Source organism: Sphingopyxis sp. EU05-FHT14B03, from assembly GCF_058790875.1.
Window position 1 is genome coordinate 53,748 of sequence record NZ_JBYTDC010000004.1, and the last position, 12,639, is coordinate 66,386.

Consider the following 12,639-nt stretch of genomic DNA (forward strand, 5'->3'; position numbering starts at 1 on the left):
ATATGATGCATATAATATAAAGGCAGCAGGACACAAGCCCGATGGCATCGATTCCCCTCTCCGCCGGGTCAGGCCCCGCTCCCGCCGACACGCCGTTCAACCCGGCGGCGATGCCCAATTCGCGCAAATATCTGATCTTCGCGGTGATGGCGTTCGGCCAGTTCATGGCGCTGATCGACATCCAGATCGTCGCCGCCTCGCTCAACGAGGTGCAAGCGGGGCTCAGCGCCGCCCCCGACGAGATCAGCTGGGTGCAGACCGCCTATCTGATGGCCGAACTGGTGATGATCCCCTTCGCCGCCTTCCTCGCGCAGGCGATGTCGACGCGCTGGCTGTTCGCGGCGTCGGCGGGGCTGTTCACCATCGCCAGCATGGCGTGCGGGCTCGCGTGGAACATCGAATCGATGATCCTGTTCCGCGCGATCCAGGGCTTTGTCGGCGGCGCGATGGTGCCGACGGTGTTCGCCACCGGCTATATGCTGTTCGAGGGCAAGCAGCGCGCGATGATCCCCGCGATCCTCGGCATGGTGTCGGTGCTCGCGCCCACGCTCGGCCCGACGGTCGGCGGCTGGATCACCGATGCGCTGGGATGGCGCTGGGTGTTCTTCATCAATGTCGCGCCGGGGATCGCGGTTACGATCGCGATCCTCGCCTTGGTACGCGTCGACAAGGCGGATTGGTCGATGCTGCGCCGGATCGACTGGGTGCATCTTGGGTCGATGGCGGTTTTCCTCGCCGGGCTCGAATATGTGCTCGAGGAAGGGCCGAAGCACGACTGGTTCAGCGAGCCGTCGATCGCGATCGCCGCCTGGCTGTCGCTCGTCGCCTTCGCGCTGTTCCTCGAACGCTCCTTCCGCTCCGATGGGCCGATCGTCAAACTCACGCCCTTCCGCAAGCCGACTTTCGCCTTTGCCTGCGTCTTCAACCTCGTGATCGGTTTCGGCCTCTATGCCGGCACCTATCTCGTCCCGATCTTCCTCGGCCGGGTGCGCGGCTATAATGCCGCCGAAATCGGGACGACGGTGTTCGTCTCAGGGCTGGCGCAATTGCTCGGCGTGCCGATTGCCGCCGCGCTATCGCAGCGCGTCGACCCGCGCATCATCATCACCTTCGGACTCAGCCTGTTCGCGCTCGGCCTATGGATGTTCAGCTTCATGACCCCCGACTGGGGTTTCGCCGCGCTGTTCTGGCCGCAGGTCGTGCGCAGCTTTGCGATCATGCTGTGCATCGTCCCCTCGGTCGGCCTCGCGCTCGGCAATTTCGAGGGCGCCGAGCTGCGCTATGCCTCGGGCCTGTTCAACCTGATGCGCAATCTCGGCGGCGCCATCGGCATCGCGCTGGTCAACACCTGGCTCGGCGACAATGCGCGCCTCCACGCGCTGCGCATTTCGGAAGCGCTCGGCCAGTCGGCGCAGGGCGCGCAGCAAGCGGCCGCGCAATTGACCCACTATATCGGCACCTGGGTGTCGGACCCGCAGCAGGCCGCGCTGATGGCCGACGCGACGATGGCCCGGCTCGTCGGCCGCCACGCGCTGACGCTGGCGTTCGACGATGTCTTCCGCCTGATGTCCTATATCTTCCTCGCCGCGCTGGTCATGATCCCCTTCTGCAAGCCGCCGCCAATCGGCGGCCCGGCGCCGAGGGACGCGCACTAGGGTGGAGACCGGCCACAAAAAATCCTCCGTGTGGCGCAGCCATGGGGAGGGGGACCGTCCGCGAAGCGGATGGTGGAGGGGCCCAGCGACGCTGGCGCCATCGCCCCTCCGTCAGCGCTTCGCGCTGCCACCTCCCCATCGCTTCGCGACAGGGAGGAATGAAATGGCCGGTAACGACCGAAACAAGACGTCGCCCCCGCGAAAGCGGGGGCCGCTGTCGGTTTACGCAGCGATTCGGAAATAGGCCGTTAGCGGCCCCCGCCTTCGCGGGGGCGACGGTTTAAAAAACGTCCTCTCTCCACCCCAAACCAGTCCTCCAGTCCCCCACCCAAAAAACTTCTTTCCTAAAATATCCCGCTATGTTCCAAACTGGCAGATGGAACAGACCGACTCACCCGCCGCGCTCCTCGCCGGCACCTGCCTCGCCTTCGCAGCCGTCCCCGCGCAGCGCCATCGCGCCGACGGCTGGACGCCCGAAACCCAGGCCAATTTCATCCGCGCGCTCGAAGCGATGAGTTCGGTGGGCAAGGCGGCACGCGCCGTCGGCATGGGCCGGGCGTCCGCCTATCGCCTCCGCGAACGGGCGGAGGCGGCAAGCTTCGCCGCCGCGTGGGACCGCGCCATCGTGATGGGCCGCACGCACCAGTTCAGCATCGCGATGGACCGCGCGCTCAACGGCGTCACCACCGTCCGCGTCCTGAAGGGCGGAGCCATCGACGTCAGCGGCGGTCCCGACATGGCGGTCGTCCACGCCGTACTGCGTGACGAAGGCTTCGCTAAAGCGACAAAGGAGACATTTTGAACGCGTGCGTGCGTATCCTTTGTCGCTTTAAGCCAAAAGAAAACCCGCCCCCGGGTCGATATCCCCGGGGGCGGGTTCCTGCGACCCGTCGCTATTACCGATCAGGCAAGGTCGAAACGGTCGGCGTTCATCACCTTGGTCCAGGCCTTGACGAAGTCCTTCACGAACTTCTCCTCATGGCCGGTCTCGGCATAGACCTCGGCAACCGCGCGCAGTTCGGAGTTGGAACCGAACACCAGGTCGGCGCGGGTGGCGCGCCAGGTTTCGCCACCGCTCTTGCGGTCGGTCGCGACATATTCCTCGTCGCCCGATCCATCGACGGCCTTCCACACATTGGTCATGTCGAGCAGGTTGACGAAATAGTCGTTGGTCAACTGGCCCGAACGCTTGGTGAAATGGCCATGACCGCGATCGCCGTGATTGGCGCCGAGGACGCGCAGGCCACCGACCAGCACCGTCATTTCGGGAACCGACAGACCCAGCAAGGACGCCCGGTCGAGCATCATTTCCTCGGTCTTCACCGCCAGCTTCTTCTTGCCGAGATAATTGCGGAAGGCGTCGGCCTCGGGTTCCATCACCGCGAAGCTGTCGGCGTCGGTCTGTTCGGCGCTCGCATCGCCGCGGCCGCCGGTGAAGGGCACCGTCACGCCGAAGCCCGCATCCTTGATCGCCTTTTCCAGGCCGACCACGCCGCCCAGCACGATCGTGTCGGCCAGCGACAGATTGCCGCGCAGGCCGTCGAGCGTGCCCAGCACCTTGCCGAGGATCGCCGGTTCATTGACCTCCCAGTCCTTTTGCGGCGCCAGCCGCACGCGCGCGCCATTGGCGCCGCCACGAAAGTCCGACTTGCGATAGGTGCTCGCCGAGGCCCACGCCGCCTTGACCAGTTCGCTGACGGTCAGGCCGCTGGCGGCGATCTTGTCCTTCACCGCCTTGACGTCGGCGTCGGAGGGTGCAGCGCCGGCAGGGATCGGATCCTGCCAGATCAGGTCTTCGGCGGGCACTTCGGGCCCGAGATAGCGGACCTTCGGCCCCATGTCGCGGTGGGTCAGCTTGAACCATGCACGAGCGAAGGCGTCCTTGAACGCGTCATGGTCGTTACGGAATTTCTCGCTGATCACGCGGAATTCGGGGTCGACCTTCAGCGCCATGTCGGCGGTGGTCATCATGGTCGGAACCTTGATGTTCGGGTCCCACGCGGCGGGCGCCTTGTCCTCTTCCTTCTGGTTCACCGGCTGCCACTGCTGCGCACCGGCGGGCGAGTGGACCAGCTCATAATCATAGTCGAGCAGCAGGCGGAAATAATTCTCCGACCACTCGGTCGGGGTATTCACCCACGCGCCTTCGATGCCGCTGGTGACGCTATGCTCGCCGAGGCCGCCGCTTTCGTGGCTGCTGACCCAGCCGAAGCCCTGCGCCGCCAGGTCGCCGCCCGAGGGCGCCGCGCCGAGCAGCGAGGCATCGCCATTGCCATGCGCCTTGCCGAATGTGTGGCCGCCCGCGGTCAGCGCGACGGTTTCCTCATGGTCCATCGCCATGCGCTCGAAGGTTTCCTTGATGTCGCGCGCCGACAACAGCGGATCGGGGTTGCCGCCCGGCCCTTCGGGATTGACGTAGATCAGCCCCATCTGGATCGCGGCGAGCGGCCCTTCGATCGCTTCCAGTCCCTTGTCGGGGTCGATGCGGGTCTGGACGCCCTCGTTGACCCATTTGTCCTCCGAACCCCAATAGATGTCGCGCTCGGGCTCGAACACATCGGCTCGGCCGCCGCCGAAACCGAAGACCGGGCCGCCCATGCTTTCGATCGCGACATTGCCGGTCAGGATGAACAGGTCGGCCCAGCTGATCTTGTTGCCGTACTTTTGCTTGATCGGCCACAACAGGCGCCGGGCCTTGTCGAGGTTGCCGTTGTCGGGCCAGCTGTCGAGCGGCGCGAAACGCTGCTGCCCGCTGTTGGCGCCGCCGCGCCCGTCGGCGGTGCGATAGGTGCCCGCGGCGTGCCAGGCCATGCGGATGAAGAAGGGACCGTAATGGCCATAGTCCGCCGGCCACCAGGGCTGGCTGTCGGTCATCAGCGCGGTCAGGTCATTCTTCAGCGCCCGATAGTCGAGCAACGCGAACGCCTTCGAATAATCGAAGTCGGCGCCGAGCGGGTTCGACGAGCCATTGGGGGTAAGGATCTCGGTCGCCAGCATATCCGGCCACCAGTCCTTGTTGGTGCGGCCGAGCAGCGCGCGGACGCCGCCGGGCTGGTGAACCGGGCAACCGCTGCCGATGGGGGTCTGGTCGTTCATGCAGTCTCTCCTTTGGGGTTTTTTGTTTGCTGATCGTGGCGGCGGGCGATGACCGGCGCATGACGCGCCGACGCGAGGGTCGCGGGACAGGCTTCGGCAGGGGCTGGCCGCGAGTCGATGGGGTCATCCTTTCGCCTTGGGATGGAAAGGATAGGCGGCCCCCCTCCATCGACATAACCGAATAAGCTGAATTCAGTCATTGAACGAACCGATCACAGCGTCGCGGGTTGCGGCAAGGAAATGACGTTGGTCGCGCCGCCGCCACGCCCCGGCGAAAGGCGGCGCGGCGGATGCAACAGCGGGAAGGCCCAAGGGTTGATCGAGGGTCACGCCCACCCCCGGCGCGGCGAATAGGAGAGAGCAAGTGGCTAACCAAAACCCCAACGAGCAGCAGCAGCGCGACGAGGAACAACGTCGCAAGCAGCAGCAACAGCAGGGCGGCCAGGATCGCCAGCAGGGCGGTCAGCGGCCCGACCAGGACCGCGACAACCAGCAGCAGCGCTGACGGGCAGGCTGCATGAGAAAGGGGCCGCTCCTGCCGGAGCGGCCCCTTTTCCTTTGTCCGAAGGCGGTGGGGATCAGAAACTGACCTTGACCGTCCCGCCCCATGTCCGCGGATCGCCGGCCGTACCGGCGATCAGACCGGTGTTGCCGGGTGCGACCTGCAACAGATCGACATAGTTCACGTCGAAGGCGTTACGGACCCAGGCGAAGACGTCGATGCCGTCACCGCGAAAGCCGGCGCGGAAGTTGGTCAGCGCATAGCCTTTGACGTCGGTGTAGATCGACGGCGACGCGTTCGAATTCCAATGCGAACGGTAATTGCCGTCGATGCCGAAATAGACTTGGCCTTCCTTCGCCAGCAGCGTGACCGGAGCATTGGCTTCGGCGCCGTAGGAGAAGGCATATTTCGACACGCCCGGCAGGCGCTGGCCCGAGATATCGCACTGGCGCGGGCTGAGCGCACCGGGAACACCCGCCGCGCCCGGCGTCACGCCGACGCCGGCGGTCGTGCCGCCGGACAGTTCGGGCGGGCATGGCGCGCTGGTGAATTTCTGATATTTGGCGTCGGTATAGGCGCCGTTGGCATAGGCCGTGAAGCGGTCGCTGGCGCGGATCTTGAAATCCGCTTCAAGCCCCTGCGAAACCACCTTCTCCGCATTGGCCAGATAGCCGCGCACCGTGCCGAACTGGCCGCCGTTCACCGTCGCCTGGAAATTCTTGATCTCCGTGCGGAAGGCGGTGAGGTTGAAGGTGGCAAGGCGGTTAAAGAATTGGGTCTTGAGGCCGACTTCGAAATGGTTGACCGATTCGGGCTTCACCGTGCTGGCGCTGAGGACGGGCTGATTGTTCGTATCGAGCGGCAGGCCGTTCTGGTTGATGCCGACCGTCTTGAAGCTCTTGGCATAGGTCGCATAGGCCAGCACGTCCGGCGCGACCTTGTAATTCACGTTCAGGTCGTAGCTGAAGTTCCAGTCGCTCACCGACGGCGCGGTGAGCTGCGGCTGATAGATGCCGCACTGCGCTGTCAGCACGGCATTGCCTGCGGTCGCCGTCGGGGCGCAACTGGTGATCACCTGCCCCGCCCCTGTGGTCACGACGCGCTGATAAAAGCCCTCTTTCTTGTCGTAATTGACGCGAATACCCGGCTGGATGGTCAGTTCCGGCGTCAGGTTATAGCTAAGCTGCCCATAGAATGCCGCGCTGTCGGCCTTCAGAAATTGGGTATTGGAGGCGGTCAGGCCGTTGAGGACCTCGGGGCGATTATAGACATTGGTCGGATCGGTGGACGGCGCCAGGCTGTAGCGCGTGGCGTCGATCCCCTGCTGCTCGGTACCCTGGGTATCGATCCGCTGTCTGAAACCGAACAGGCCGGCGACGAAGTCGATCTTGTCGCCTTCGTAATTATAGCGGAATTCCTGGCTATACTGATCCTGCTGCGACGGGTTCTGCGACCTCGCGACGACCGAAGCGCCGGTAAAGTCGCGGTCGTTCTCGGGCAGCCAGTCCCAGAAGCGCCAGGCGGTGATCGAGGTGAAGGTGCCGGGACCGACATCCCACTTCACGCGCAGCGAAGCGCCGCCGATCTTGTTGCCGGCATTGAGGCTGGCATCGATGTCGGTCAGGCGATCATAGACGTTGCGGCTCGGCACCGTGTAATTATAGCCGGGGTTGGCAGCGGCCAGCCGGGCGATGATCGCGTCATATTGGCGGGTGAGCGCCCGCTGCGTCGTCCCGACGCGAACAAAGGCGGTGCCGCAGCACTCGGGGTCCTGCTTGCTGTAGTCGCCCGCCAGCGTGATGCTGAGATCCTCGTTCGGCTGGAACAGAAGCTGGCCGCGAAGGCCCAGATTGTCCTGCTCGTTGATCCAGCGGTCGGTCCGGGTGTTGAACAAAGTGCCGCGCCGGCTGGTGGTGGCGATCGCGATGCGCGCCGCGATCTTGTCCGACAGCGGACCGGAGACCGCCGCCTTGGCCTGGCGCAAATTGAGATTGCCGACGGTCACTTCGGCGCGGCCCTCGAAATCGAAGGTCGGCTGGTTGGTCGTGATGTTGATCGCGCCGGCAGTGGTGTTCTTGCCGTACAACGTGCCCTGCGGCCCACGCAGCACCTCGACCTGGTCGACGTCGAGGAAGTCGAAGGTCGCGGCGGCGACGCGCGAATTATAGACGTCGTCGACATAGATGCCGACGCCCTGCTCGAAGCCGTCGCTGGTCAGCCCGAAGGGAACGCCAAGGCCACGGATGTTGACCGAGGTGTTGCGCGGGTTCGAGGTATAGACCTGCAGCGTCGGCGCGAGCTGCTGGAGTTTCACGACGTTGAAATTGCCGGTCGCCTCGATCGAATCGCCACGGATCACCGAGATGGCGACAGGCACTTCCTGCGCCGTTTCCTGACGGCGGCGGGCGGTGACGATGATGATATCGCCACGGCTGACATCATCGTCCTGCGCTGTGGCGGTGGCCGAAGTGGCGGCTTCCTCATCGGCAGTCGTGGCGCCCTCCGCCGCAACGGCCGGCTGCGCCGCGAAGGCGAGCACGAAGGACAGGGTGATGGCGCTGGCCGACAAGCGGCCACGCACGGACGGATATCTCGCGGTCATGACAATTTTCCTGTTGCTTTGAAGTTGCACGAAAAATTGCCACATCCGGCGGTCCGGTCTGCGGCATTTTAAGGATGGGGCAAAGGCTAGCCCCCTTGGGAGATGGATCAGTTCGGGTAGCGATGGCGCTCGGTGATATCGACCTGCACCAGCTTGCCTTCATGCACGGTAAGTTGGATCGCACCGAAGCGCAGCTTTTCAAGCGCGTCGAGCACCGTCTGGACGGAACGCGACACAGCCTCGCGCTGGACCGGAGCCTTTTCTGCTGAAGCGGACATTTGTTTCCCTTTCCCTGCGACACCCTGTCGATTCGTCCACAAGCATATGCCAATCGATTTAGTTGACAATGATTGATTTGCTTTCTGCGGCGAAAGGCCCGGTTCGCACGCCCAAGCGAAATTTTGCCGATCGGCGCGTTTTGCACGCGCGGGACGCTAGGGATTGCGCGCGACTCCCAGTGCTGGCAAAGGCGTGTGCGATGACAAAAATTAACGATCTGATGGCGCGCGGAACCGCGCTTCTGGGCAGCGAATACGCGATTTTGTGCGGTGCGATGAGCTGGGTTTCGGAGCGAAACCTGGTCAGCGCGATCAGCAACGCCGGCGGTTTCGGCGTGATCGCCTGTGGTGCCATGACGCCCGAATTGCTCGATACCGAAATCGCGGCGACCAAGGCGCTCGCGACCAAGCCTTTCGGCGTCAACCTGATCACCATGCACCCGCAATTGTTCGACCTGATCGACATTTGCGCGAAGCATCGCGTCGGGCATGTCGTGCTCGCCGGTGGCCTGCCGCCCAAGGGCAGCCTCGAGGCGATCAAGGCATCCGGCGCGAAGGTGATCTGCTTTGCGCCGACGCTGGCGATGGGCAAGAAGCTGGTCCGTTCCGGCGTGGACGCGCTGGTGATCGAGGGCATGGAAGCCGGTGGACATATCGGCCCCGTGTCGACGAGCGTGCTGGCGCAGGAAATCCTGCCCGCGCTCGCGGACGAGGTGCCGATCTTCGTCGCCGGCGGCATCGGCCGCGGCGAGGCGATCGCGGGCTATCTGGAGATGGGCGCCTCGGGCGTCCAACTCGGCACTCGCTTCGTCTGCGCGACCGAAAGCATCGCGCACCCCAATTTCAAAAAGGCCTTCATCCGCGCTTCGGCGCGTGACGCCGTCGCCAGCGTCCAGATCGACCCGCGCCTGCCTGTCATCCCGGTGCGTGCGCTGAAAAATGCTGGCACCGAGGAATTCACCGCCAAGCAGCGCGAAGTCGCCAATCTGCTCGACGGCGGCAGCGTCGACATGCTGGAGGCACAGTTGCAGATCGAACATTATTGGGCTGGCGCGCTGCGCCGCGCGGTGATCGACGGCGACGTCGAAAACGGTTCGTTAATGGCAGGGCAATCTGTCGGTATGGTAACCGGCGAAGAGACCGTGGGGGAAATCATCGCGTCGCTGGTGCAGCAGGCCGAAGCCGCCTTGCAGGCCCGGGGTTGATGCCGCATGATTTGGCGGCTGGGGAGTGGAGCATGACTTTGTTGCGGAAGATTATCGTCGTCGGACTGCTTGCGAGCATCGCGGGCTGCACCAAGCCGCCGCCGCCGCCCCCGCCGCCTCCCCCGCCGCCTCCGCCGCCGGTCGTGATCATCGTACCGCCGCGCCCGCTGCCGCCCGGCAACGCCTCGCTGACCCAGATCCTGCCCGGTCGCGCGATCGACGGACGCTTCGTGACCGCGAACAGCAACGTCACCGGCGACCGCGCCTTCTGGCAGATGAAGATCGCGCTGAACGTCGCCGCGATCGGCTGCCGCGGGCTGGAGGAAGCCACTCTGGTTTCAGCCTACAACAATATCATCAAGTCGCATGGCAAAGCGATCAAGGCGACTGAAAAGACCGTCATCACCGACCTCGGCAAGGCGAACAAGACGAACGGCATCAAGGAGCGTGATCGCCTGTCGACCCAGTTGTTCAACTATTTCGCGCAGCCGCCTGCCCAGCGCGCCTTCTGCGCGCGCGCCAACGAGGTCGCGCAGATCGTGTCGACGACACCCCCCGCCGACGTCGTCGCGCAGGCACCAGCCCATCTTGCGCGGCTCGACCAGCCCTTCGTCGATTTCTATGAAGCCTATGCGAAATACCAGCTCGACGTCATGGAATGGGACGCCAAATATGCGCCCCCGCCGCCGATCATGAGCGCACCGGCCCCGCTGACGACAAACCCGAGCGTGATCTATGGCCCGACGACGACGACCGCGCCGGGCGCCGCTTATAGTCCGACGACGCCCCGGGGCCAATCCGGGCAACTAGGCGGCGAACAGTAAATATTCACGCACGCCCTTGGCGTCGGGGCACGGCATCTGTTAGCACCGTCGGGACATGACAAACGCCCCGCCCCCGCCCTCGACCGCCGCCCAGTCGGCGCGCACGATCCTGACGCGGCTGCACGAGGTGATGGCCGCGCGCACCCACGCGCAGGGCAAGCTCAACCAGGTCGTCGGTATCATCGGCGAATGCCTCGATAGCGAGGTCTGCTCGATTTATCTGCTGCGCGAGGGTGCGCTCGAACTTTATGCGACGCGCGGGTTGAAGCAGGAGGCGGTGCATGTCACGCGCCTCGGTCTTGGCGAAGGTCTGGTCGGCACGATCGCCGAACAGATCGAGACGCTCAACCTCGACGAAGCGGCGGCGCATCCCGACTTCTCCTATCGCCCCGAAACCGGCGAAGAATTGTTCCATAGCTTTGCCGGGGTGCCGATCATCCGCCGCGAGCGTGCGGTCGGGGTTCTCTGCGTCCAGCACAGCGACCCGCGCCGCTATGACGATATCGAGATCGAGACGCTGCAGACCGTCGCGATGGTGCTGTCCGAACTGATCGCCAACGCTGACCTGGTCGACACCACCGCACGGATCGACGCTGCCGAGGCCGACCAGTCGAGCCAGCGGCTGACCGGCCAGAAACTCGTCGATGGCATGGGCCGCGGCGTCGCGGTGTTCCACCAGCCGCGCGTCGTCATCGAACATACCGTCGCCGAGGATACCGAAGCCGAACGTCACAGAGTTTACGCGGCCTTCGACAAGATGCGCGAACAGATCGACCGCATGGCGAGCCAAGCCGAATTCGGCGTCGGCGGCGAGCATGACGAAGTGCTCGAGATGTACAAGATGTTCGCCTATGACGAGGGCTGGTCGCGGCGGATCAACGAAGCGATCGACAGCGGCCTGACCGCCGAGGCGGCGATCGAGCGCGTCCAGCAACGCACCCGCATGCGGATGCGCCAGATCGACGATCCGCTGCTGCGCGACCGGATGCACGACCTGGAGGACCTCTCCAATCGGCTGATACGGATCGTTTCCGGCCAGCTCGGCACGGCGGCGCAGATGGGGTTGCGGCAGGATTCGATCCTGATCGCGCGCAACCTCGGCCCTGCCGAACTGCTCGAATATGATCGCCGCCGTCTGAAGGGCGTGGTGCTCGAGGAAGGGTCGCTGACAGCGCATGTCATCATCGTCGCGCGCGCGATGGGGGTGCCGGTCATTGGGCGCGTGCGCGATGTCCGCACCGTCATCCGCGACGGCGACATGCTGTTGCTCGACGCGGCCGATGGGACGGTGCACGTCCGTCCCAGCCCGTCGACAGACGACGCTTTCGACGCCAAGCTGGAGGTTTCGCAGAAGCGCCGCGCCAATCTTGCGGCGCTGCGCGACCTGCCGGCGGTGACCAAGGACGGCGTGTCGATCGAACTGATGATCAACGCCGGGCTACGCGAGGATATTGCGGCGCTCGATCTGACCGGGGCGCGCGGTATCGGGCTGTTCCGCACCGAGTTCCAGTTCCTGGTGTCGGCGACGATGCCGCAACGCGAGCGTCAGCAGCGCCTCTATCGCGACGTGCTCGACGCCGCGGGCGACCGGCCGGTGATCTTTCGCACCGTCGACATCGGCGGCGACAAGGCGCTGCCCTATATGAACACCGACACGGTGCTCGAGGAAAATCCGGCGATGGGCTGGCGCGCGCTGCGCCTCGCGCTTGAACGCGAAGGCCTGCTCAAGGTCCAGGCGCGCGCGCTGATGGAAGCGGCGGCGGGGCGGACGCTCAACGTCATGTTCCCGATGGTGTCCGAGCCATGGGAATATGAAGCGGCGCGCGCGCTGTTCGTCGGCCAGCGCGCATGGCTCGCCAGCCACAACAAGAAATTGCCGGTCGCGATCCGTTATGGCGCGATGCTGGAAGTGCCGGGACTGGCGGAAACACTGGATCTCATGCTGCCGCACCTCGACTTCCTGTCGATCGGCACCAACGACCTCACTCAGTTCCTGTTCGCCGCCGACCGTGCCCACCCGCGCCTCGCCGAACGCTATGACTGGCTGTCGCCGACGGTGATGCGTTTCCTGTCACGCGTCGTGAAGACCGTCGCGGGCTCGAAGGTCACGCTGGGCGTGTGCGGCGAAATGGGCGGACGCCCGCTTGAAGCAATGGCGCTGCTCGGCATCGGCATCGAGCGGCTGTCGATCACCCCGGCTGGCGTGGGGCCGGTCAAGGCGATGATCCGCTCGCTCGACCTTGCCGCATTGCGGCGCGACATCCCTGCGATCCTCGCGCAGCCGACATCGACGCCCCGCGCCCAATATGCCGATTGGGCCAAGGCGCATCAGGTCGACCTCGGCGACTGACATCCGCGAGGCGGCGGCGCGCCCGCCCGCCACGGCGCCAAAAATCCAACCTTCCGGCTTTCTTCTAAGGGCTTGTTAACCAATTGTGTCTAGCTCCCGGAAAGGAATTCGGTGGGGCTAGACAGGG

9 protein-coding genes are annotated in these 12,639 nt (G+C 64.8%); 6 read left to right on the forward strand and 3 right to left on the reverse strand.

The genetic code is table 11. From position 1 onward, the window contains the following. The first annotated feature begins 41 nt into the window (after nucleotides 1–41). Nucleotides 42–1,655 (forward strand): DHA2 family efflux MFS transporter permease subunit, encoded by a 1,614-nt coding sequence (locus AC3WS4_RS21700; protein WP_492740367.1) that lies wholly within the window; start codon nucleotides 42–44, stop codon nucleotides 1,653–1,655. Nucleotides 1,656–2,031: 376 nt separating this feature from the next. Then, nucleotides 2,032–2,457, forward strand: coding sequence for a hypothetical protein (locus AC3WS4_RS21705; protein ID WP_492740368.1), 426 nt, complete (start codon nucleotides 2,032–2,034; stop codon nucleotides 2,455–2,457). Nucleotides 2,458–2,558: 101 nt separating this feature from the next. On the opposite strand, the gene katG is transcribed toward AC3WS4_RS21705, so the two are convergent. Beyond that, nucleotides 2,559–4,751 carry a catalase/peroxidase HPI gene (gene katG, locus AC3WS4_RS21710; protein WP_492740369.1) on the reverse strand — a complete coding sequence of 731 codons (2,193 nt, stop codon included), beginning with the start codon at nucleotides 4,749–4,751 and terminating at the stop codon, nucleotides 2,559–2,561. 364 nt (nucleotides 4,752–5,115) lie between these two features. On the opposite strand from katG, the gene AC3WS4_RS21715 reads away from it, so the two are divergent. Beyond that, nucleotides 5,116–5,256: a hypothetical protein gene (locus tag AC3WS4_RS21715; protein WP_187140228.1), complete on the forward strand. Its 141-nt coding sequence runs from the start codon at nucleotides 5,116–5,118 to the stop codon at nucleotides 5,254–5,256. 73 nt (nucleotides 5,257–5,329) lie between these two features. Here AC3WS4_RS21715 and AC3WS4_RS21720 read toward each other — a convergent pair whose 3' ends face one another. After that, nucleotides 5,330–7,855, reverse strand: a complete 2,526-nt coding sequence (locus tag AC3WS4_RS21720) for a TonB-dependent receptor (RefSeq protein WP_492740370.1) — start codon at nucleotides 7,853–7,855, stop codon at nucleotides 5,330–5,332. Between the two features lie 107 nt (nucleotides 7,856–7,962). Further along, a complete protein-coding gene (locus tag AC3WS4_RS21725; protein WP_082544952.1) occupies nucleotides 7,963–8,133 on the reverse strand; it encodes a YezD family protein in 171 nt (56 codons plus the stop codon). Between the two features lie 200 nt (nucleotides 8,134–8,333). Here AC3WS4_RS21725 and AC3WS4_RS21730 point away from each other — a divergent pair, with 200 nt between their 5' ends. The 3 genes from AC3WS4_RS21730 to ptsP are packed head-to-tail and all read left to right on the forward strand — an operon-like array spanning nucleotide 8,334 to nucleotide 12,512. Next, the gene (locus AC3WS4_RS21730) at nucleotides 8,334–9,338 is read left to right on the forward strand and encodes an NAD(P)H-dependent flavin oxidoreductase (RefSeq protein WP_187140226.1); all 1,005 of its coding nucleotides are present in this window, start codon (nucleotides 8,334–8,336) and stop codon (nucleotides 9,336–9,338) included. Nucleotides 9,339–9,370: 32 nt separating this feature from the next. Then, nucleotides 9,371–10,162, forward strand: coding sequence for a hypothetical protein (locus tag AC3WS4_RS21735; protein WP_492740371.1), 792 nt, complete (start codon nucleotides 9,371–9,373; stop codon nucleotides 10,160–10,162). Nucleotides 10,163–10,217: 55 nt separating this feature from the next. Further along, nucleotides 10,218–12,512: a phosphoenolpyruvate--protein phosphotransferase gene (gene ptsP / locus AC3WS4_RS21740; RefSeq protein WP_056346625.1), complete on the forward strand. Its 2,295-nt coding sequence runs from the start codon at nucleotides 10,218–10,220 to the stop codon at nucleotides 12,510–12,512. Nucleotides 12,513–12,639 lie beyond the last annotated feature (127 nt).